Annotated in this window: 24 protein-coding genes and 1 pseudogene; 1 reads left to right on the top strand and 24 read right to left on the bottom strand. The window is 38.2% G+C overall.

Translation table 11 applies throughout. The annotated features are described in order from the left end of the window. Positions 1-63: 63 nt before the first annotated feature. The 17 genes and pseudogenes from RWO85_RS04205 to RWO85_RS04280 all read right to left on the bottom strand — a co-directional run bounded on the left by RWO85_RS04205 (position 64) and on the right by RWO85_RS04280 (position 15938). On the bottom strand, positions 64-1284 hold the full coding sequence (locus tag RWO85_RS04205; RefSeq protein ID WP_314414213.1) for a DNA cytosine methyltransferase: 1221 nt from the start codon (positions 1282-1284) through the stop codon (positions 64-66). A 47-nt stretch (positions 1285-1331) separates the two neighbouring features. Then, the gene (locus RWO85_RS04210; protein WP_314414214.1) at positions 1332-2051 is read right to left on the bottom strand and encodes a hypothetical protein; all 720 of its coding nucleotides are present in this window, start codon (positions 2049-2051) and stop codon (positions 1332-1334) included. Positions 2052-2250: 199 nt separating this feature from the next. Continuing rightward, positions 2251-4386, bottom strand: coding sequence for an AAA family ATPase (locus RWO85_RS04215; protein WP_314414215.1), 2136 nt, complete (start codon positions 4384-4386; stop codon positions 2251-2253). A gap of 85 nt (positions 4387-4471) precedes the next feature. Next, entirely contained in the window at positions 4472-7123 is a 2652-nt protein-coding gene (locus tag RWO85_RS04220) for a valine--tRNA ligase (protein ID WP_314414217.1), read from the bottom strand. 127 nt (positions 7124-7250) lie between these two features. Next, on the bottom strand, positions 7251-8252 hold the full coding sequence (locus RWO85_RS04225; RefSeq protein WP_314414218.1) for a virulence RhuM family protein: 1002 nt from the start codon (positions 8250-8252) through the stop codon (positions 7251-7253). 31 nt (positions 8253-8283) lie between these two features. Next, positions 8284-9525, bottom strand: coding sequence for a hypothetical protein (locus tag RWO85_RS04230; RefSeq protein ID WP_314414219.1), 1242 nt, complete (start codon positions 9523-9525; stop codon positions 8284-8286). Between the two features lie 115 nt (positions 9526-9640). After that, positions 9641-9831, bottom strand: a pseudogene (locus RWO85_RS10380) (class I tRNA ligase family protein); the annotation flags it as partial. Continuing rightward, positions 9824-11056, bottom strand: a complete 1233-nt coding sequence (locus RWO85_RS04235) for a beta-carotene 15,15'-monooxygenase (RefSeq protein WP_314414240.1) — start codon at positions 11054-11056, stop codon at positions 9824-9826. The pseudogene RWO85_RS10380 and the gene RWO85_RS04235, both read right to left, overlap by 8 nt. A 5-nt stretch (positions 11057-11061) precedes the next feature. Next, the gene (locus tag RWO85_RS04240; protein ID WP_314414220.1) at positions 11062-11217 is read right to left on the bottom strand and encodes a hypothetical protein; all 156 of its coding nucleotides are present in this window, start codon (positions 11215-11217) and stop codon (positions 11062-11064) included. A gap of 30 nt (positions 11218-11247) precedes the next feature. Beyond that, on the bottom strand, positions 11248-11397 hold the full coding sequence (locus RWO85_RS04245) for a hypothetical protein (RefSeq protein WP_314414221.1): 150 nt from the start codon (positions 11395-11397) through the stop codon (positions 11248-11250). 231 nt (positions 11398-11628) lie between these two features. Further along, complete coding sequence (locus RWO85_RS04250; RefSeq protein ID WP_314414223.1) at positions 11629-12207, bottom strand: AAA family ATPase; 579 nt, start codon at positions 12205-12207, stop codon at positions 11629-11631. Then, on the bottom strand, positions 12207-12767 hold the full coding sequence (locus tag RWO85_RS04255; protein WP_314414224.1) for a GNAT family protein: 561 nt from the start codon (positions 12765-12767) through the stop codon (positions 12207-12209). The genes RWO85_RS04250 and RWO85_RS04255 overlap by 1 nt, the downstream gene beginning before the upstream one ends. Continuing rightward, the gene (locus RWO85_RS04260) at positions 12754-13332 is read right to left on the bottom strand and encodes a flavin reductase family protein (protein ID WP_314414226.1); all 579 of its coding nucleotides are present in this window, start codon (positions 13330-13332) and stop codon (positions 12754-12756) included. The genes RWO85_RS04255 and RWO85_RS04260 overlap by 14 nt, the downstream gene beginning before the upstream one ends. A gap of 283 nt (positions 13333-13615) precedes the next feature. Continuing rightward, a complete protein-coding gene (locus tag RWO85_RS04265) occupies positions 13616-14011 on the bottom strand; it encodes a helix-hairpin-helix domain-containing protein (RefSeq protein ID WP_000038635.1) in 396 nt (131 codons plus the stop codon). A gap of 95 nt (positions 14012-14106) precedes the next feature. After that, positions 14107-14361 (bottom strand): DUF1912 family protein, encoded by a 255-nt coding sequence (locus RWO85_RS04270; RefSeq protein WP_000119707.1) that lies wholly within the window; start codon positions 14359-14361, stop codon positions 14107-14109. Between the two features lie 9 nt (positions 14362-14370). Next, on the bottom strand, positions 14371-15705 hold the full coding sequence (locus tag RWO85_RS04275; protein WP_314414229.1) for a DUF438 domain-containing protein: 1335 nt from the start codon (positions 15703-15705) through the stop codon (positions 14371-14373). Then, a complete protein-coding gene (locus RWO85_RS04280) occupies positions 15705-15938 on the bottom strand; it encodes a DUF1858 domain-containing protein (protein ID WP_000368739.1) in 234 nt (77 codons plus the stop codon). The genes RWO85_RS04275 and RWO85_RS04280 overlap by 1 nt, the downstream gene beginning before the upstream one ends. Before the next feature lie 30 nt (positions 15939-15968). On the opposite strand from RWO85_RS04280, the gene RWO85_RS04285 reads away from it, so the two are divergent. Continuing rightward, positions 15969-16157: a hypothetical protein gene (locus RWO85_RS04285; RefSeq protein ID WP_314414231.1), complete on the top strand. Its 189-nt coding sequence runs from the start codon at positions 15969-15971 to the stop codon at positions 16155-16157. 198 nt (positions 16158-16355) lie between these two features. Here RWO85_RS04285 and RWO85_RS04290 read toward each other — a convergent pair whose 3' ends face one another. The 7 genes from RWO85_RS04290 to infB all read right to left on the bottom strand — a co-directional run. After that, positions 16356-16538: a hypothetical protein gene (locus tag RWO85_RS04290; protein ID WP_050252318.1), complete on the bottom strand. Its 183-nt coding sequence runs from the start codon at positions 16536-16538 to the stop codon at positions 16356-16358. A gap of 1 nt (position 16539) precedes the next feature. After that, on the bottom strand, positions 16540-17319 hold the full coding sequence (locus tag RWO85_RS04295; RefSeq protein ID WP_261275479.1) for an EcsC family protein: 780 nt from the start codon (positions 17317-17319) through the stop codon (positions 16540-16542). Between the two features lie 261 nt (positions 17320-17580). Continuing rightward, positions 17581-18690, bottom strand: coding sequence for an SPFH domain-containing protein (locus RWO85_RS04300; protein WP_314414232.1), 1110 nt, complete (start codon positions 18688-18690; stop codon positions 17581-17583). Between the two features lie 12 nt (positions 18691-18702). Next, positions 18703-19260, bottom strand: a complete 558-nt coding sequence (locus RWO85_RS04305) for a hypothetical protein (RefSeq protein ID WP_314414234.1) — start codon at positions 19258-19260, stop codon at positions 18703-18705. Between the two features lie 20 nt (positions 19261-19280). Further along, on the bottom strand, positions 19281-19784 hold the full coding sequence (locus RWO85_RS04310; RefSeq protein WP_001059609.1) for a hypothetical protein: 504 nt from the start codon (positions 19782-19784) through the stop codon (positions 19281-19283). Between the two features lie 169 nt (positions 19785-19953). Continuing rightward, entirely contained in the window at positions 19954-20304 is a 351-nt protein-coding gene (gene rbfA / locus RWO85_RS04315) for a 30S ribosome-binding factor RbfA (RefSeq protein WP_001273601.1), read from the bottom strand. Between the two features lie 250 nt (positions 20305-20554). Next, on the bottom strand, positions 20555-23277 hold a 2723-nt coding region (infB, locus tag RWO85_RS04320; RefSeq protein ID WP_314414235.1), incomplete at its 5' end, for a translation initiation factor IF-2.

Genomic DNA, 23277 nt, shown 5'->3' on the forward strand with positions numbered 1-23277 from the left:
CTCTTTTCTATTTTCAGTATATCAAAAGAAGATTAGTTTTTCACTAACCCTCTTATATATTCGTTAATTAATACTGTAAAATTCGAGATTCCCTCGTTTTTTTACCAATTTTAAATAATCTTCATCTGATAGAAGGGCTAGTCCATCATCATAAGACTTGATTTTTTCAAGAGCTTGATCATAGCTATCTACAAAGTCCTTGACATAAGACTGCCCTTCAAATTGTCCATTCATCTTGGTGTAGATAATGGCAATTTTTCCTGAGCGTTCAAGTTGAGATTGCCCCTGACTTTCATTTAAAGCCTTGGCAACATTTTCCGCGATACGTTTAATCACGGGAACAACCACACTGTTTCCAGCCTGCTTATATAACTGTCCGTTAGAAACTCCTTCTGGGATTTTAAAGGATTTAGGATAACCTTGAACGTTAAAGGTTTCTTTCGGAGTCAGCTTACGAATCTCACCACTGTCCGTCAGGATCAATGGAACGTTGTGACCACCTGTTCCCATATTTGCTGTTAGGGTAGGGACAACGCCATTTTTATTTTCACGGACATATTGGCGGCGCCACTGGTAAACCGTATCTTGACTGGTGACTTCAAACTTCAACTGGTCGTAGAAATTTTGCTTGCCTTCACGGTAGTAGTAGACCTCGTCTAGTTGATCACCAAAGTTAATCACATCCTGAAGAGTCGTAGTCAGTTTGATTTCCTCTGGAAATTCAAACAAGTCATAAGCTTCCTTGGTATCAAAACCAACGATGTAGATCCGCTCACGGTTTTGAGGGATATTTCCGTAGTCTTTCCCGTTGAGAACCTTCCACTTGATAAAGTAGTTGTTCTCGGTCAAGGCTTCACGAATAACCTTGAAGGTATTGCCATGATCATGACCGACCATGTTCTTGACGTTTTCGATAAAGATAGCACGAGGTTTACATCCCTCAATCATGCGAAGCAACTCAAAGAAAAGATCGCCACGATCATCATCAAATCCCTTGCGATAACCCGCAATGCTAAAGGCCTGACAAGGGAAACCTCCCATAATCACATCTACGCGCTCAGCTGGGATATCTTCCGGCTGAACATCGTGAATATCACGACCATCCAAATAGGTATCTGGATGGTTTAACTGATAAGTCTGACGCGCATACTTATCAAACTCATTGGCATACACCACTCTGAACTCGTTGGTCTGTTCAAATCCCAACTCAATTCCCCCGACACCTGAGAAGAAAGCTGCAATGTTGTACTTCTCAGGTCGGTTCGAACTTACAGAATTTGTCATGTTAGCTCCTTAAAAATTATTTTCAATTTATCTAGTATATCATAAATTTATATCATTTCAATAGACTCCAATTCTGCTACATGCACATAATAATTATCTGCATCCATAGAGATTTTGCCATTTAATAAATCATTTTGATAGATAATATATTTATATTTAATTATTTGATTAACAAAATCGGTATTTGATAGTACCCCACTAATTTCTGCTAAAATTTGTTTTTCAAAGATTATTTTTTCCAATTCCTCCTTATAAAACAATGAATTATTTTGGTCTGGAATATCTACTTTAGTTCTTACCAAAATGAAATAATCATACTGGCTTTGTTTTTCATGAGATAAATTCGGTATATACTGCCCGTTATTACTCCAGTCTTTTGTTTCTAACAATAACAATTGACCAAAATGCTTAGTTGCTTTTATAGAAATTGGAATATTATCTACCAAAAGATCTGCACTGTCCCAATCACCTACACCCATGATGGACAGGTCGATCTGACTCACCACTCTACCCTGACTAGTAAAATAATCACTTACGACAAACTCCGCAATTTTACCCCTAAATGTATTAACGAAAATTTCATAAGATGATCTATGATGACTTCCACCTGAACGCTTATTTCTATGAAAACCATCTCCAAATGCCATCCTATAACTAAATTCAAATGCATCCCTTATATATTCTTGTTTTACAGGTTCCCCTTGAAACGCCTTAGTTTTTTGTATGTTTTTTATTTTGCCTTTTTCCATTCTAGTTCTATACATCATCTTTTTCCTCTTTAATAATATAATTACTCAAAATCTTAGGCACGTCAGTCACGTTTTGAAACCTCATAAACCAAATCATATAGACTCCGACAAATAAGCCTTAAAACCCAAATTCATAAAAAGCAGTCTCATTAGTTTGATGGGAATCTTCTTAAACATAATCAAGAAGAAGCAAAGACTTAGTGGATAAATAGAATAGTTACCAAGATTCAATCTCTGCTAAAGTTCTACTATCATCAGCTAATCCAATCATTGCAATTACATGATTTTTGTCATAACTAAACATAATTGATATGAGTTTTCTAATAGCATCTCTAATTTCACGAGGGGAAATCTGGTTTATATCTATGTCATAAAACGATAAACCATGCGATAGGCTATTTATCACATCTAACATTCCTTGAAATTCCTCTTCTTTCTCTTCTGAAATATTATAAAATTTCATTAATTGAGTTATTGCAGATGAGGTTGCATACTCTAACCTATAATTACTTCTTGCATGTGATTCTAAAATCAGTCTTCCCATATTTGCAAATCTCACACAATTGTCAACTGTGCTAAGTTTACTATTACTTGTTTTAGCAAAATCATATATTGTTTTGAAATTAGCTCTGTAGTAATCACTAAAATTTTTACTCTCACGAGTTTCAACTTTTCGAATATTACTGTTTCCATGCTCATCTTTATAGATTAATGCTTTTAAAAGTGAGTTATTATTGAAACCAAAGCCAAAATTATGAAAGTCAATTGAAGAATGAGTTAAAATAAATACCTGAGCATTCATTGATGTCAATTTTTTTATTATTATATTTATCAACTCTGTCAAAAAATACCTATTATCTGAGTCTAGGCTAGTAATAGGGTCATCAAAAATAACGTATTCAACATTATTTTTTAAACTTTTTCCAGGCTCTAAATATAAATCATAATAAAAATGTAAAAAACCTAATAAACGCCTCTCCCCTTCACTTAAATCTTTCGTACTAATAATTATTGAAGGGTCAGTTCTATGCTTTAACAAATAATGATTTCCATCAATTTGACATTCTATATTCATCCCAATAACTCTAAATTCATGATTGAGTAAGTCTGCAAATGGCTGTAAATTCCCTGCTGGCTCAACTTCCTGAATCCACTGTTTATTCTCTTCAATATATCGTTCATTAGCTCTTTGTTGTTCCTCATACTTTTGGAGTTGTTCACTAACTTCATCAATAGGATATCTCTCCAATATTTTTTGAGCGACCCAAGACTTTGCAACATTTTCAATTTCACCTAATAGAGCCTCTTGTTTAAATATCTCTTTATCAAGATTACCTATCTCCGCCTTTATATTACAAATTACTTTGTTATAATTTTCTTCAATTTCAAATGTATACGGTAAAACTAAAGAAGGATTTTCAATTTTTTCATCTATGTTATTGATAATTTCTGATATATTTGAGTTCAAAATCTCAAACCTATCATCAATGATATGCTTAGGTTGACTAAACAAGTCATTTTTTATTCCTTCAAGTAATATTTTATTTCTTTCTAAACTTTCAACTGCTTTAGAATATTGAGATTGTATTTTTTCTTGAATGCTATCATGAACTTTTTCATAATCAAAATGATTACCACAAAACTTACATTGGTTTATACCATCATTATGTAAATGTAACCCTTCCTTTAACCATTCAGATAAATTTTTTGTAATTTGAAAATCTGGCTTAATTATTTTCTGTGTGAATATATTTTGAATTTCAGTAAGAATAATATCTATTTTTCTACTCGTATCAAACGTAATTTCACTTTTTTCTTTTTTTAGATTGGTTAATTCCAACTCAATTGAATCACTAGAACTTATTTTTGAAAAATCTGCATCAATAATATCATTTTCCCATGCTTTTAGAGCATCAATTGGATTTATCTTTGCATTTCGCTTCTGATTAATTTGTCGGGTCATTCTAAAAAGTTCACGAGCTTCAGAAAGATTATAAGCCATAAATTCAAATACTTCATTTTTATAATCTTCAATCCGCTTATCTATGTTCTGATTATACTGAACTAAATTGAGGTTTGCATTCTTGATATTTCCAATTGCTTCTTCAATACCGATTCTATTAGCACCAACTAATAGTTTGATTCCAGATAGTGAATCAACTGTATAAACATTATCTAATACGTAATCCGTATCAAATCTTTTTACTGACTCATGATTTTCTGAAATCCAGTTTGATAATGACGATTTACCACTCCCATTTGTTCCAAAAAAAATATTACATTTACTCAAGTTTTCATCAAACGAGAAATTATGAAATGACTTTTTAGAAATATTTACCAATTTATCTATCATACACATTACCCTCTAATAACCAAGTTTTATTTCATTATAGCAAAAAACGTTAGCATTTGCTAACGTTTTCATAATTATTAAAACCTTATTCCACCAACTTCTTCATCTCATCAATACGTGCGACGGTCGCGTCGTATTTGGCTTGGTAGTCGGCTTGTTTGTCGCGTTCTTTTTGGACGACTTCTGGTTTGGCATTGGCTACGAAGCGTTCGTTAGAGAGCTTCTTACCTACCATATCCAGTTCTTTTTGCCATTTAGCCAGTTCCTTGTCGAGACGAGCCAGTTCTTCTTCGACATTGAGGAGGTCTGCCAGTGGCAAGTAGATTTCTGCTCCTGTGATGACGCTTGACATAGCCAGTTCAGGCGCAGGGATGGTTGATGCAATTTCCAAGTGTTCTGGGTTTGTGAAGCGTTTGATGTAGTTGACATTACTGTTAAAGAAGGCTTCCAAGTCGCTATCGCTTGTCTTAACAAGAATGGTGATCGGCTTGCTTGGAGCAACGTTTACTTCCGCACGCGCATTACGAACAGCACGGATTAAGTCTTTGAGGCTTTCCACGCCAGTGTGAGCAGCAAGGTCTTCAAAGGCTGGGTTAACAGTTGGGTATTCTGCTGTCACGATAGAGCCTTCTGAGATTTGTCCAAAGATTTCCTCTGTCACAAATGGCATGATTGGGTGAAGGAGACGAAGAATCTTATCCAAAGTATAAAGGAGAACAGAGCGTGTGATGACTTTCTCTTCTTCATTATCGCTGTAAAGGACTTCCTTAGTCAACTCAACGTACCAGTCCGCAAACTCATCCCAGATGAAGTTGTAGAGAATGTGACCAGCCACACCAAACTCAAACTTATCAAAGTTGGCAGTTGCTTTTCCAATAGTTTCATTGAGGTTGTGGAGAATCCAGCGGTCAGTGACATTTCCAGCTTCCTTGTTGACAACTTTTTCCACATTGGCAGTTGCTTGCTCAAGGGGCAATCCTTCATTATTCATGAGGATGTAGCGAGAGATGTTCCAGATCTTGTTGATGAAGTTCCATGAAGCATCCATTTTCTCGTAAGAGAAGCGCACGTCTTGTCCTGGTGCAGAACCGTTTGAAAGGAACCAACGAAGGGCATCGGCACCGTATTTCTCGATGACATCCATTGGGTCAATTCCGTTACCAAGAGATTTAGACATCTTGCGTCCTTGCTCGTCACGGATGAGACCGTGGATAAGCACGTTTTGGAATGGCTGACGACCAGTGAATTCCAAGGATTGGAAGATCATACGAGATACCCAGAAGAAGATGATGTCGTAACCTGTTACCAAGGTTGAAGTTGGGAAGTAACGTTTGAAATCTTCTGAGTCGACATCAGGCCAGCCCATGGTTGAGAATGGCCAGAGGGCAGAACTGAACCAAGTATCCAAGACGTCTTCATCCTGAGTCCATCCGTCACCTTCTGGAGCTTCTTCGCCGACATACATTTCACCCTCAGCATTGTACCAAGCAGGGATTTGGTGCCCCCACCAGAGCTGACGAGAGATGACCCAGTCGTGAACATTTTCCATCCATTGGAGGAAGGTATCGTTGAAACGAGGTGGGTAGAATTCTACCTTGTCCTCTGTGTCTTGGTTGACAATAGCATTCTTAGCCAATTGGTCCATCTTGACGAACCACTGAGTGGACAAGCGAGGTTCAACCACAACACCTGTACGCTCTGAGTGACCAACGCTGTGGACACGTTTTTCGATTTTAACGAGGGCACCGATTTCTTCCAGCTTAGCAACGACTGCCTTACGAGCTTCAAAACGGTCCATGCCTGCAAATTCAAAGGCCAAGTCATTCATGGTTCCGTCATCGTTCATGACGTTAACTTGTGGCAAGTTATAGCGTTGACCAACCAAGAAGTCGTTTGGATCGTGGGCAGGTGTGATTTTCACGACACCAGTACCAAATTCGGGATCGGCATGTTCGTCTGCAACGATTGGGATTAGTTTATTAGCGATTGGAAGGATGACGTTTTTACCAATCAAATCCTTGTAGCGTGGGTCTTCTGGATTGACCGCAACGGCAACGTCCCCAAACATGGTCTCAGGACGAGTTGTGGCAACTTCAAGGGCGCGTGAGCCGTCTTCCAGCATGTAGTTCATGTGGTAGAAGGCACCTTCGACATCCTTGTGAATCACCTCGATATCAGAAAGGGCTGTGCGAGCTGCTGGGTCCCAGTTGATGATAAACTCACCACGGTAGATCCAACCTTTCTTGTAAAGGTCCACAAAGACCTTGCGAACAGCTTTTGACAAACCTTCATCAAGAGTAAAACGCTCACGAGAGTAGTCTACAGAGAGCCCCATCTTGCCCCATTGTTCCTTGATAGTAGTGGCATATTCGTCCTTCCATTCCCAGACTTTCGTCAAGAAAGATTCACGTCCGAGGTCATAACGCGTAATACCCTCACCGCGTAAGCGCTCCTCAACCTTAGCTTGAGTGGCAATACCAGCGTGGTCCATACCAGGAAGCCAAAGCGTATCAAAACCTTGCATGCGTTTTTGACGGATGATGATATCCTGTAAAGTCGTATCCCAAGCGTGACCAAGGTGAAGTTTACCAGTTACGTTTGGTGGTGGAATCACGATTGAATAAGGCTTAGCCTTTTGATCTCCTGAAGGCTTGAAAACATCAGCATCAAGCCATTTTTGGTAACGACCAGCCTCAACCTCGGCTGGATTGTATTTAGGTGAAAGTTCTTTAGACATGTGTTTGTCCTTTCTAGTTAATATCTTTAAATAAAATTAGTATGTAGAAGATAGGCCTTGATTCAGCACATCTGATTTTTTTCAGTATCTTCTATTAGCAAAAAAGAAACTATATAAAAATTTTACATTAACTTTCTCTCATTATCCTCAGAATATGTTTATCAAAGTCCGATAGAATTTTTTGAGTTCGGTTAAATTTTTCATACTCCTGGATAGCTTTTGAGTCTGCTTGTTTCTTGGAAATACTTCCTTTTCCTTCTAAAATTTCGTACTCATTAAAAGATAGAAAGCGATCAATACTATCTGCCAATCCTCGCATGGTAAAAGTGTTACGGCGCTCAACCAAACCTTCAATATAATCAAAATAAGCTGTAACTGTTCGCTCTAGTTGTCGAATTTCTTTTTCTTGCAAATAATTTTTGGCTACCGTTACATCTGATTTGAGCACTCGTCCATCAGGTGCATTCTTCCAAGAAGTTAATCCCATTTTTTCTTTACTAGCATCGGCTTGTTGACAGATAATTTCTGCAGCAGTACTTCCAGTAATTGCATAATGAAATTTATTTTGCACCATAGCATAGAAATTTTTAGTAATATCTGAGTTTCGATCATAATCTATGGCACATTCGGCAAAGATATCCGTGATTTGTTGATAGATTCGGCGCTCGCTAGAACGAATAGAGCGAATTCGTTCTAAAAGTTCACGGAAATAATCTTGTCCGAAAACTGTCTGTCCTTGTTTCAAGCGTTCATCATTCAAAACAAAACCTTTGATGATAAATTCTTTCAAGGTCTTGGTTGCCCAAATTCTAAATTGAGTAGCCTTGCTGGAATTTACACGATAGCCAACTGAAATGATAGCATCCAGATTGTAATATTCAAGTTCACGCCTGACAGCTCTATTCCCCTCTTGTTGAACCTGTGCAAATTTTGCACAAGTTGACACCTTATCCAACTCACCACTATCATAAATGTTTTTTAAGTGCTTTGTAATGACACTTCGTTCAACTCCAAAGAGCTCTGCAAGACCTTTTTGAGTCAACCAAAGATTTTCATCTTGTAAAAGGATATCTAGCTGAACGTCGCCATTTGGTGTAGTATACAGGATGAAATTAGAAATTTCATTCAAGACAATTTCACCTCCCCCCTTCCATAAACAATTACTTCTCTTTCTTAAACTTTATGCCGTTTTCTTTCAGCTTTTTAACGGTTACAGGACCAATTCCCTTCAAAGCGAGAACTTCTTTTTCAGTCCATTTTTTGAAATCTGAAGATGTACGAATCCCATTTTCAACAAAGATGCGAACAAGATCCATCCGGATTCCCTTCATTTTTTCCTCGCTCATAAAGGAGTACCAGTCTGTGACCTTGGATAATTTTTTTATCATACTGGAATGATTCGAAAATACTGGTTTACGACGGAATTTCTTGGCTTCTTTTGTTAAAAATTCTGTTAAGATAATATTTTCTTGTAAATAGTCAAGCAGAGGATACAAACTAGCTTGTAGCGATTCAACTGAATTTGGACAATAGCATTCTTGTTCTTCAATGTCTAAAATATTGAATTGCCAGTCTTTCTCTATGAAGAATTCAACAGCTTCATCATTGATTTCCACTAATTTTGCAAATAGCTGACTGGCTTCCTCAATTTTTCCTTGAGAAAAAGCAGAGATGATGGCATGAATAAGGATGGTATCATCCCGCTTTCCTTTATTTAATTCTTCACAATAGAAACGTTCAACCTTTAATTCCTGACCAGTAATATGATACAAGGAAAGCATACAGAAGACAAAATTAGGAGGAAAACGTTCTGGTCGCTTACTTAAGTATAAGTTAACCAATTCCAAAGCCTTAAAGTAAAATTTTTCTGTCATATAATATTCAATCAGAAACATCAGAGCAGACAGGATAGGGCGAGCTTCAAAATAATTCCAACTATTGTATCCGTTCATTTTCCATTTTTCTAAAACTAGAACTTCAAAATCCAGTACTTTTTTAAAGGTTGGTAAATCAAAATCTTTAACTTCTGATAAGAATAAGTGAAAATCAGCCGCAAAATAATCTGGATTGATCTTTAAAACTTGCTTTAACAGTTTATTTCGCTTTTGTGTATTTGGAGTATGCATAGCTTCTCTAAATAAAGCGTGATCCTGATTCCAATCAAAAGTCCTATTTTTTAGTTGGTAATTGATTAGCTGGACATCTGGATACTCTCCATGTTCATCAGCATATTGCATCACTGCTGTATGTAGTTCATCGAAATTTTGAATTTGTCGACGTTCTACAAAAGTTGGTTTTTTAGCCATGATTTCTGTCCAAGCAGCCTCTTCTTCAGAAATAATTTTGATATCCAACTTTTGCTGGCGTTTTAATTCTTTTTTTCTATTTTTCTTTTTAGCCATCTATTTTCTCCTCTAACTCATTCTTCAATAGACCCGACTCAACTGGCTTAGATATCCTTTGGGACTCAGCTACAGGCTTGAATGGGAAATCTCAGTTTCTTTGTGATTCGTTTACTTTGAAAGTTATTCCCCAAGCGTGACTAAGGTAGAGTTTTTTCCAGTTACATTTGGTGGTGGGAATCACGATTGAATAAGGCTTAGCCTTTTGATCTCCTGCCGGCTTGAAAACATCCGTATCAAGGCATTTTTGTAACGACCAGCCTAAACATAGGATGGAGTGTATTTAGGTGAAAGTTGATTAGACATTATTTTTTCTCCTTTTATGAATATTTCTTTTATATCTACGATTTATTAATACACTGTGCATGTTGTCACGATACACGTAATATCCATTATGGGTGTTTAAATAGAAATACTGTAATAACCAAATTATAGCCTTCCCAATAACTAATGATAATATGAAACAAACGAAAATAATTATAGTTGAGGCAAATAATTCAGACATCCAATCAGCTGCGGGAGTTATAAATTCGACCAATTTCATCTTAATCTTTAAACCCCAAATAATTTCGGTTAACTTTGGAATAATACTCAACATTAATAGAGTAAGAAAACTATATAGTTGAGTTCGATAGAGGTGTCTATCCATTTTCTCAGTTCTTATTGGTTTTTTCTTATATTTTTTTGTATCAAATTGAGAATTTATTTCTCCAATTAGACTAGGAATTAATATTGGCAAAAACCAGGTTAAAGCATTTATTAATTCATTTTCAACTTGATTAAATATTGCTAACAACAATATACAGATTGTTCCAGTTAGCCATGATGCTATTACTTCTTTGGTATCTTTTGCACCATGTCTAATTAGATTATGAATTCTCCACCAGAATATTAAATAAAGCGCAATAAATGAATTAAATATAAAAATGTCAGTTATTAAATCGGAATGAAAATCAATAGCTTTAGAAATAAAGTAATAAATATAGATATAATACCATAAAAACGAATTAATAAGCATCGTGGCATATACATTCCATAGTGTCTTTCCCTTGGAGATATCGATTTTATTAACTTTTTTAAATATCTTGATTGATATTATAGTTTTTATAACAGATAATACCAATGGTAATATTAAAAGTATTACAATGATAAGCCAGTTATTTATGTGATTTTTACTTATGCCATAATTAGTAAAAAAATATTGAGATAAGTTGATTAAAGTTGATTCAACTAGATTTAGGTTATAAAGAATGTAAGTCAAGATTCCGCAAAATATTCCATCCCATGCGTGCATAAAAGCTAAAGATTTAGTACTTTTAGTAAGAAAAACTCTAAACTTATTAAATCGATTTTTATAGTTGAACACATATATTAGTATCAAGGCAAATTGTAAAATTATAACTAATTTAAAATCGGTAAGACAGAATATAATTAGAGATATTATTGGAAAATACGTTAGCGCATACATAAGTATTTTCCAAGTTTGAGCAAAAAGATTCCTCAATCTATTATCAGTATTAAAATAATACATTAATTTCAATCTTTGCCTCCTAAATCTAATCTAAAGGTTGGTAAATCAAAATCTTCAACCTCTGATAAGAATGAGTGAAAATCAGCAGCAAAATAATCTGGACTGATCTTTAAAACTTGTTTTAACAGTTCATTTCGCTTCTGTGTATTTGGAGTATACATAGCTTCTCTAAATAAAGCATGGTCCTGATTCTAATCAAAAATCCTATTTTTCAGTTGGTAATTGATTAGCTGAACATCTGGATACTCTCCGTGTTCATCAGCATATTGCATCACTGCTGTATGTAGCTCATCGAAATTTTGAATGGTCCGACGTTCTACAAAAGTTGGTTTTTTAGCCATCTATTCTCTCCTCTAACTCATTCTTCAATAGATCAGACTCTACCTCTGCTGTATTGGATATTCTTACGACCTCGGATACAGGCTTGAATGGGAAATCCCAGTTTCTTTGTGATTCGTTTACCTTGAATGTTGTACTCCAAGAGCGATTAAGGTAGAGTTTTCCAGTTACATTTGGTGGTAGGAATCACGAACGAAAAAGATTGAGACTTGAGAACATCTTCATGAAGTTGTTTAGATATGTGTTTGTCCTTTCTCTATTGTATTCATTTTATCTTGAATCTGCTTAGCAGCTTCTTCTGAAGACAGATTCGTATTATTTATCTTAAAGTAGTGGTGCAACTCATTCGGTTGATGTTGGGAATTTAATTGAAGTGTTTCAGCAGTCTCTAAAATTTCTCTTTCAGATACCTCAATATGTCGTTTTAAGGGTTTGTGCTTTAATCGATTCTCCGTTCGATTTCGACGTAAGCGCTCTTCAAGGCTTGTTTCCAATTCAACAAAAAGAATCTCTTGATGATAGCCATTCAACAAATCTTGAATTTGCTTCAAATACATCATCTGGTACTGATTTGAAAAATCAATCACTTCTGTTAAAATCACATATCGCTGATTTCTTGCACTTGCTCCAAGGAAAGAAAAGGTGATTCCACGAACAAATTCCCACATCTCCTCTGTAAAGTCCTGATAGATTTCTAGTGCAAAATCGATGGCTTGATGGTTATAAAAGAGGGTAGAATCCGTCAGTCGAGACAGTTCTTGACCAATCGTCATTTTTCCTGAGGCTGGAGCACCAATGATGAAAAGATGCATCAAATTACCTCCCACTCACTCCTCAGCAAGCCATATCTCAAATCATCACAGCGATTGCCTTGGGCATCTTTGCGGTCTCGGATACGAGCTTCGAGAGTAAAGCCAAGTTTCTCTGCGACTCGTTGACTTTGAAGGTTATATCCAAAGCAAGTTAGTTCAATCTTGTGAAGACCAAGTTCTTTAAAAGCTAGATCAATCAAGGCACACGCTGCTTCTGGTACATAACCACGACCCCAATAGTCTGGGTGCAAGGTATAGCCAAGCTCTAGCACATCATCCGCATGGCGGTGATTGAAGTCAACAGAACCAATGACTTTATCAGTTCCTTTGACGACCATCCCATATCCTGCTGGAAGATTTTCCTTTTGATTTCGTTCTGGAAGAATGTGCTCCAGATAATAGATCTCATCTTCCAAGGTATTGACGGGCGGAAAACCTGCTGAGTAGGCGACTTCTGGAAGACTAGCGTAGGCATGGATATCCTCGGCGTCAGCCACTGTACGGACTCGTAAGACCAGACGCGCTGTTTCCAATCGTTCTGGTAACTCAGCTCTTGTCATCCTTCTTCCTCGCTTTTTTGATGAAGCTCCCCTTAATATCTACACGCTTATCCAGATAACGATAGACGCGCTGATATCCATCTCCCATGAAATATGTTGGGGCAAACAGTTCATTTCTAAAATGTCCCTTTTCATCCAAAAGTTCTGGGTCAACAAGTCGCTCAACAATCTTAGCGAAAATATGACAGATTCCATCTTCCTCGATAATCCGATCTACCTGACAGTCCAATACAACTGGACAGGTCTCTAAAATCGGTGCCTGAGTTCGTTCAGAAATTTCATAATGCACTCCCAAACGTTCCAATTTCTCCTGATGACTGATAAAACCAGCCTGCTCCATCTCGAGCATGAGATTTTTATCAGGAATATTCACAGTAAACTTCTGGTAATGCTTGATTTGCTCAGCCGCATTTTCCTCAGCTCCGACACCAATGACTAGCCAATCTCCCAAGCTATAAGAGGAGCTACAGGTCGTAATATTGTGTCCAAAATTCTGATCCTGATATCCCAAAATGAAGATAGGAAAGCCATAGTAGAGTTTACTTGTGTTAAAAGATTGCTTCATGACAACCTCCTTTGACCAAAACGCAAAAGAAAAGTCCCTGCCATCTACATGACAGGGACGAATGTGTTTATCCGCGGTACCACCCAATTTCGGGCAAAGCCCGCAACTCTTGTCTTTAAAATAAAAAGACAGTAATATTTCATTTTTTCAGTCATCAGCAACTAGTTTTGACACATTTGTGGACTTCTCAGCACCGCCACTTTCTGTAAAATGTGGGATTCAAAACACCTCTAATGGCTCTATTGTAGCAAGATTTTTTCGGAAATGCAAGGCACAAGAAAAATTACTTGAACTTGATGCCGTTTTCTTTCAATTTCTTGATGGTAGCTGGGCCGATTCCTTTCAAGGCAAGGAGTTCTTTTTCAGTCCAGTTTTTGAAATCTGACGCAGACTTGATTCCTTCATCATAGAAAGTTTTGGCACGATCAAGTGGAAGTCCACCCAAGTTTGCTGCAAAATCTTCTACAGAATTGGCTACTTTTTGAGCTTGCTCTTTGGTAGCTTCTACTGCTTGTTCAACCTTTTTAGAAACAGCCTTACCAGCTTGGCTTGCTGACTGCTCTGCACGTTTTACGACTTTTTTTGTCTCTTCTACAACCTTAGTCACAGTACTTGAAAAGGCACCTGCACGACGGAGGCTATTTCGTAATTGTTTTTTACGATTGAGTTTCTTTGACATGATAAAATCCTTTCAATAAAAAATCCCTGCTCTGACAAGGATTTAATATAAATATTCTATCAAGATTTTAGTAAAAAATCAAGAATCTATCTCGTTTAATAATTTCGCTCACCAAACAAGCCTTCTGGCAAATCATGGAATCCCTTGCCTGCCTTGAAATTTTCAAACTTACCAAGCAAGAACTGATAAGCATCCAAGCGACTTTCGTAGCGAATCATAGCATCTTTGGCACGCTCGTCTTGGTCTTCTTCGTAGACTTTTTGGCTTTCCTTGTGCGCCATGTCGTTAATCATAATCTGGGTATTGACCCAAGCTTCAAATTCCTTCATAAATTCTTGTTCGTAACTCATTTTTTCTCCTTATTCTAATCCACGGAAATAGTCCGTATCAATCTCACGGTAGGGCTGAATATCCTGAACATACTCCAGCACTCCTTGGAATTCTCCCTCTTCATCGTGCACTGCTGCGTAGGTAATATGAACAAACTTACCTCGCGACTCAGACTTAAACCACATTTCATACTTATCTTTGCTTCCCTCACGAAGCCCCTTCATGATGGTCTTGACCTTGTCCAAGTACTTAGGTGGATGGCAGAGTTCAACATTGCGCCCAACCTGGGACGGCGTCCGTTTGAAAATCATATCATCAGCCGGCGTATTGTCATTGTAATATTGGAAAATATCGTCTTTATTGACAAAGGTAATCTCCATAGGGAGATGATTGAGGATGAGATTGGCCTGCTCGACCGAGAGATAGCCATTGCCAAAAGCCTGTTGACTATGACGGTCCAACACTGCTTCCTTTTCCTTAGGAGTAAAGGTAATGGTGAACTGGCCTTCTGGCGTATCGATCACTTGCTGAACTTTACCCTCTGCCGTATCTAACTGTACAGGCTCCTCTGCACTCTTTTCCTCAACAAAACTCTGTCTTTCTGGCACCCATTTTTCTGACGGACGGATGATGGCATAACCATAGGCATCGCTCTCCTCCGCAATCTGAAGCCAGTCATCCTGAGTAAAGGACTCAAGGAGAATCATAAGGAGGATGGACTCTTCCTTGAAAATCATACTTTCAAACTCTGTCGCAAAGGCTTCAAAAGTTTCCTTTACAGTGCTAATCGACACTTCTGGTAGTGACTTGGCTGTCGCTAAAGCTGTTTGAAAGAGTTCCCTAATCTGGTCATCCACTCCCCACATAACTTTCGGAGGAGAATCGTGCCCATAACGCTCCATGATAGGAAAGAAGAGTTCTTCTTTACGTTGGTAATGAATATCAAATTGCCCCACAAGTCCCATCTGACGGACCAAGCCCTTGCGCATATCCGCAAGCATTTCTTCATCTTCTATAGACTCATAGGTATCTAGCAATCTACGAATGCGAATTAAAGCTGCACGGAGAGCCAGATTTTCTTCTTTAAAAATCCGAACTGGGTGACCTGGGTGCTCGGTATCTGCAACTTCGACATCCTTAACAGCATTTTTAAAAAGATTGGCATGGACATCACAGAGTTCCATGACATCTTCAAAGGTGACACCTGAGTCTGAGTTCATCAGCTCGTGCTCCATAAGGGAAATCTCGATAGCTGAAACACCTGTAAAGGTCGCATCAAAGCGCTCCTGAACCGACTCAGGAGAGGCGCCATTATGCAATTCTAACAAAATATCCCGTAGGACATGAATCCGTTCATCTGCCATTAGTCTAACCCAATCACTTCGTAGCCGTTCGCTTCCAGCGTGCGGACAATCTTGTCCATAGGAGTTCCTTCAAGCTTAGAACCCTGTTTGAGTGATACTTTACGACCAACTGTATTACGCATTAAGGGATTAGCAAGGGGTTTAAAACCCAGCTCCACTAGGATTTCCAAGACTTCTGGATGCTTGTCCACCACTTCTGCAACAGGAATTGACACATCGATAATATTGTCCATGACGACCTCCATTGTATGTTCTAATACTCAATGAAAATCAAAGAGCAAACTAGGAAGCTAGCCGCAGGTTGCTCAAAACAGTGTTTTGAGGTTGTGGATAGAACTGACGAAGTCAGTAACCATACCTACGGCAAGGCAACGCTGACGTGGTTTGAAGAGATTTTCGAAGAGTATAAAATGATTTTACTGCTTATATTATACCATATGGAAAGAGAATAAAAAACTAGCAGTGGAGTTCCTGCTAGTTCTCTGCGACTTGGATTACCATCTAGATAAGTTTAAAGAGCCAATCCAATATCTTAAACACTATCTTGTAAAACAATAATTGGACTGCAAAAGAGATGATCATCCAAAAGAATTTCACAATCCCAATAATCGGTTTGATAAAAATAATGGCAAGAAGTCCCCAGAAAAATTTCATTTTTTATCCTCTGGCTTGATGAGCCACCGAGCCGTATCCATTAGCTTGTCTGCAATAAAAAGTTTTCCCAGACCGACAACAGCGTGGTCATCTTTCTTTATCGTTTTCATTACTTTTACACCTTGCATGGTTAAAAAGTAATTCCCGTAAGTTTTAGCTAGAATTTTTATGAGTCCCATATCACTCTCCTTCGATGATTTCAGCCTCTTTTCGGATTGTTTCAACATCTTCTTGATATTGAACTTCACTATAGTTGACTAGCTTGGACAATTCTTTCTGCAAGCTTTCCCCCATTGGTTTCATAGTTGCAAAGGTTAAACCACCTGAAATGATACCACCCAAGATAGGAATGAATTTTCCCATTCCTTTGGCCAGACCTCCCTTGGTCAGATTCACACCAAATATTTTTAAGACTTTTTTCAAAATAGGGTACCAAAGCGTTTTTGTTAAAGCTTTATTAGGCACTGTTTTCATTACCTGTTTGGCAATTGTTATACCACCAGCACGTAGCAAGGCAGCGGTTCCATTCACCCCCAACATGACACCTAGATAAAGCAAGAGGGTATTTTGAGCATCTTCGCTCAACTCATCGCGTGAAGCCCAAAGATCCTCATAACCATAAATATAACCTAATTCTTGGGCCAATTTCAGAGAGAAACCATAAAATTGAGCTACATCCGCTGGTATGGTAATTGCCATGGCAAGTCCACCTGGTAATCCAGCAACAACAGACGTTCCACTCGCTAATAAAACATTATCCCGAATACAAGCATTAGCCACTCGATCTAAGATTTCTTGAGATAAGAGAGACGTTGGGCCTTGTTCCAATAAGGTAGGAATATCTTTTGGATCCAATTCTTTGGAAAACTTATCCACTAAAAATTTCGAACGATCAACCTTAACAACAGGTAGTTTCACCACTTGTTGCAATACTTGCATAGCCAACTCTTGTTCAGCCATATACAAACTCCTTTTACTTCTGTAAGTTATATTCTATGATAGCATACTCTTTTAAAGTATGTTTCAAATTCCCCTCAAAAATTTTCAAAAAATCCTTAGCAACTTATTTGTTAAAGATTTTTAATAGTCTTTGTAGAGACAGCTAAAATATTCAACTCCTACCTTTACAACATGATATTCTATCTGTGAACGATAGTCTATTATTGTTTCACCTAAAATATTCCTTGAATACACACTAACTATGAACTTTCGAGCTTTATCTTATAAATCCATAATTTCTTTTTTCTTTCGATCAAATTCTTCCTGAGATAATATACCTGCATCTAAAAGAGATTTTAGTTTTGTAAGTGCTTCGATTTGCTCATCTAATGATAGACTTGGTTTCATGGCTTTTTCATCTAAACTTTGAGCCATATTCATTCCAAATATCATTCCAGCACTATCACCTAGACCATGTTGCTCCACTCCTGATGCAATTTTTTGTTGTGCTGCAATATTAGAAGATTTCTGCGATACATCATCATAAGCTTTTAAATTCATCTTATTTGATGAAAATTGTTTAACCAATTCCTTAGATTCTGGTGAGAACTCAATATTAGCAATGGCAACTTTTACAATCTCAAATCCAAAACGTTCTTTCCAAGTCCCTGCATACTGTCCATCATTTGATACCTGTTCCGCAAGAACTGCAGCTTGTGAGGGTAATTGTGAAATACGATAAGTTGTTGACAAAGAATTAAGTGCAACAATAAAAGATTGAAGAAATTCTATTACTATTTGTGATCTAGCTTGAGCGCTATCAAAGGTATAATAAGTCACATTGGCAGGAAGAAAGTTTCTGATAAATTGCTTAGCATCTGTAATTTGGATAGAAAATGTTCCAAAAGCACGTACTTCTAAATCTGTCCCATAAAACAAATCATTATACATGACTGGACCACGAGTTCCAAATTTAATATCACGAATTTCTCTCAAATTAACAAAACAAATCTGTTTTTGCTGATCACTTTGACCACCGAATCCAACACGATTAACAACATTGTCAAACAGTGACTTTTTCAATCCATCACCGTTAAAAACACTGCTCTCACCATTTTGATATTCATATCCACCTGGTTCTGTAATAATTTCCTCGATACCAGACTGACTAAAGATAAAGGCAGCAGTATTTTCTGGAATAAAAATCTTGGATCCGTTGGAAATAATACCTACAGATCCCTTCGTATTGACACCCCTACCATTATTACTTTCTTGAACAATACCTGGACTTACAGCTGTATGTTCATCAAAAGCTTGAACTGTGATAATTTCTTTCCACTGGTCTGCAAATGTCCCACCAATAGAATCTGTGATGGCTTTTATCAACCCCATTTAATTGCCCCCTTATAAACTCTGCTCCATATCACAATAGGCACATCTTACTGTTTGCTTCACTTGACCTGACAAAGGTGCTCCACAAAAGCTACACTTGGTTGAAATCTTTTCTGGCTCTGCATCCTTAATCCCAAGCCCTGCTTTAAAAGTGTCAAATGTATCCTTAAATGTTTCTGCCAAAACATCTGCTCCAAACAAGCTACTATCCCCCAAGGTTTCAAAATTACTTGTATCCCCTGAAATCAATTTAATAATGTTTCTAGCCCACTTGTCAGTATCCTTAGTATTATTAAATGCAAAGATAGCTTGTCCGCCATTATAATAAATTTCCAGCCGTTTCACACCATTGGTTTTGGTTACTGAAATTTGAGGTTTCCCTTCAAAAATTTTAATCTGGTTAATGGGTATGGTAACTTGATCTTTTTTTCCTCCCCACAAACCTTTTTTGATATATATTAAGTGTAGATTCGTTAAAATTAATTCATCTGTAGACAAACCATTTTTCCCAAAACTCACATGGTCACTATTCATAACCATGTATTCATGTGGCAATAATTGATAATCCATATTGAACTCCACTCTTCCTATTAAAGACTAGCTTTCCACTGCTCCACTTGTTCATGTAGATTATCACGATAATCTTTTAGAGTCTTAATCACTTCTTCTTTTCCTTGAATCGGTGCTTTCTTTAGCGGACCATATTGTTTTTTCAAATCTTCCATTTCTTTTTTAGTGCTATCTTTTAGTTCTTGGATAGCAGCGCTATCTTCTAAAACAGTTCCTTTAAAGGCTTCGTCTGCTTCTGTATAGTAATTATCGATTATTTTCTCATTCATAATCAAGTAATCTTCATAGGTTTTTATAGACTCAATTGTCGTATCGCTAACATCTTGTGGGTTAAAATCGCTTGAACTGAGTTTTTCTTTTGCTTTGGCAAACAACCCTTTCTTTTCAGAACTACTAGATGAAGCTTCTGTTTGATTCTCACTAGAAGAGCTACTTGTTTTTTCAGAAAGAGAACTACAAGCAACTAGGGTAGAGACGGAAAGACATAGCAAAGCTAAACGACAAACTTTTTTTATATTATTCATTGATAGAATCTCCTTTTATTTATGAAATCATCATATCATATTTCCTAAAAAAAAAAGCATTTTCTGATTAGCTAACATTTAAAAATACAGAATCTCTTTTTTAAAAGAATATTTTTCTATTTCAAATTCCACCTATTTTCCCCACCAAAAAAGAGGGTTGCCCCTCTTCTTAGTTCTTATCCAGATTGCGTAGCATTTCGTCAATCTTGTTTCCATACTCGATGGACTCGTCTTTGACGAAGGTCAAATCTGGGATTTTGTACAATTTCAAATTGCGACCAAGTTCACGTTTGATGGTACCAGTTGCTTTTTCAAGCCCGATTTGAGCTTTTTGGTTATCCGAAGCAAGGTTACTCAAAATGGTGTAGTAAACCTTGGCTACAGACAAGTCACCTAGCATCTGAACATCTGTGATGGTCACACCTTGGACACGCGGATCACGGACTTTCTTTTGCAAAATCTCATTGACTTCACGCTTGATTTCCATGCCCACACGATCCGTACGGAAATGATTTGCCATGATATTCCTTTCTCTACTTTGAACCAAAAGCTAGGCCAGCAGACCTAGCTATTTTTAAACTTTTTGATTTTCAGTTCAAATTGAAACGAAGTTCAATTTGAACTCATCTGCTTCTTTCGCCGTGGTGAAAGTGATGGAACTGATTTATCAGTCCCATCACAGGGGATTTTTGAGACCCTAGGCTCAAAAATAAGCAATGAAACCATCGGTTTGCTTGCGTCCCTCACCACCTAAGAAAGGAGCAAAAATCTTATCTTTTGATTTCTTCCATGACATAGGCCTCAATCACATCATCCATCTTGATATCATTGTAGCCATCAATCATCAATCCACCTTCACGACCGTTTGTAACTTCTTTAACGTCGTCTTTGTAGTGTTTCAAGCTTGCGAGTTCGCCATCATAGATAACAACACCGTCACGGATAACACGGACTTTAGAGTCACGGGTAACCTTACCGTTGATAACCATGAATCCACCGATAGTTCCCACTTTAGACACCTTGAAGGTTTCACGAATAACTGCTTCACCGATAACTTTTTCTTCAAATTCTGGATCGAGCATCCCTTTCATGGCTTCTTCCATCTCTTCGATAACCTTGTAGATAATGCTGTGGAGACGGATTTCCACATCGTCAGCTTCTGCTTGTTGACGAGCTTGTGGTGTAGGACGTACGTTGAAACCAACGATAAAGGCATTTGAAGCTTCGGCAAGAGTCACGTCTGATTCGTTGATCGCACCGACCGCTGAGTGGACGATGGTAACTTTGACACCTTCTACGTCGATCTTTTGAAGTGAGGCAGAAAGGGCTTCAACAGAACCTTGTACATCGGCCTTGATGATCACGTTAACTGATTTGAGTTCACCAGCTTTAAGGGTATCAAAGAGGTTTTCAAGGCTGACACGTTGAGTAGCTTGACGTTGTTTCATAAGGGCACGTTTGGCACGTTCTTCACCAGCTGCACGCGCAGATTTTTCATCCTCGTAAACGGCAAAGTGGTCACCTGCCATCGGTGCTTCATTCAAACCTGTGATAGAAACTGGTGTTGATGGTCCAGCCACCTTAACGCGACGACCAAGGTCATTGGTCATAGCACGGACACGACCGAAGGTATTTCCGACAACGATTGGATCTTGAACATTCAAGGTACCTTGTTGAACAAGAAGGGTTGCAACCGCACCTTTACCTTTATCCAAGCGAGCTTCGATAACTGTACCGATCGCACGCACTGTTGGGTCTGCCTTGAGTTCTTGGATTTCAGCCACAAGAAGGACTGTTTCCAACAATTCTTCGATATTTTGGTTGAATTTAGCTGAAATTTCAACAAATTCAGAATCTCCACCCCAAGCTGTTGACATCACACCATGCTCTGCCAATTCACCGATAACGCGTTCTGGGTTAGCACCTGGTTTATCAATCTTGTTGATGGCTACGATGATTGGAACGTTAGCTGCTTTTGAGTGGTTGATGGCTTCGATTGTCTGAGGCATAACCCCGTCATCTGCCGCTACGACCAAGATAGTAATATCGGTAACAGAAGCACCACGCGCACGCATAGATGTAAAAGCCGCGTGTCCCGGTGTATCAAGGAAGGTAATCTTCTTGCCATTTTCCACGATTTGGTAGGCACCGATATGCTGAGTGATACCACCTGCTTCACCTGTTGCAACGCGAGAGTTACGAAGGGTATCTAGGAGGGTTGTTTTACCATGGTCAACGTGTCCCATGATGGTTACAACTGGTGGACGCTCAACCAATTCATCTTCATTGAGATAACCATCTTCGACAAAGAAACGTTCAATATCAGCATTATCCACTTCAACTTTTTGTTTGGCTTCGATACCATAATCCACCATGAGGAGTTCGATGGTTTCCCCATCCAAGGATTGGTTTTGTGTGGCCATGACACCCATCATAAAGAGTTTCTTAACGATTTCAGCTGGTTCACGTTTGATACGTTTTGCGATTTCCGCAACCGTCATACCATCTGTATACTCAAATTCTGTTGGCAATTCATGGAATTTACGCTCTGTAACAGGTTTTGGAGCCTGATTGCGGTTGTTTTGCTTATTGCCTTTTTTATTCTTTTTGTTATTACTATTATTCCAGTTACTATTCTTTTGATTTCTCACTTGATTTTGACTACTTCGATTCTTTTGGTTTTTTCTAGGACCATCTTCTTCGTGATCATAATCGTCACGATTTTTATCTGGTCGAGCTTGTTTTTTACGACGTGTATCCACTGGTGCTTCTTTAGCTACAGGAGCTGTTTCAACCACTGCTTGAACTTGCTGTTCTTGTTGCGCTTGTTCAGCTAACTTAGCCACTTCTTCAAAGATTTCCTCTGGTTCCTTGCGTTTGTTAGCTTGAGCCAAGGCTTCTTTAGCAGCCTGATACTGCTTGAAGCGTTCCTCACTTGAACGTGCATACTCTGCATTTTGCTCTGCTTTTAGGGCTGCTGCACGGGCTTTAAAGTCAACACGTGGAGCCGCTTGATTTGGACGTTTGTCCTCTTGTTGACGGCGCTCATTGCCACGATTTTGCTGACCTTGCTGTTTCTTAGCTTGGTCGTTAAAGCGACGATTATCGCGGTTGCCTTGACCTTGTTTTCCACCATTACGGTTATCATTCTTTTGATGATTTCCCTTTTGTTGGTCACGGTTATTGCCCTTATTTTGCTTGCGTCGTTCTGCCTGCTCTTTAGCACGAGCTTCACGCTCAGCCTTGAAATTACGGCTTTGCGGTTTAGCCGCTACTTTTTCTGTCTTCGGAGCGACTGGCTCAGCCGCTTTTACCTCTTCCTTAGCTACAGCTGGTTTAGCTGGTTTAGCTGGCTCAGATTTCTCGGCTTTCTTTTCTGCACTTGCTTTTGGTGCTGCAGGCTTTGCTTCTTCTTTCGGAGCAGCTGCAGGCTTAAAACTGGCAGCGATTTTTGCAGCGACAGCTTCTTCCACACTTGATGAGTGGCTTTTCA

Origin of the sequence: uncultured Streptococcus sp., from assembly GCF_963521865.1 — a bacterium.
Taxonomy (GTDB): domain Bacteria; phylum Bacillota; class Bacilli; order Lactobacillales; family Streptococcaceae; genus Streptococcus.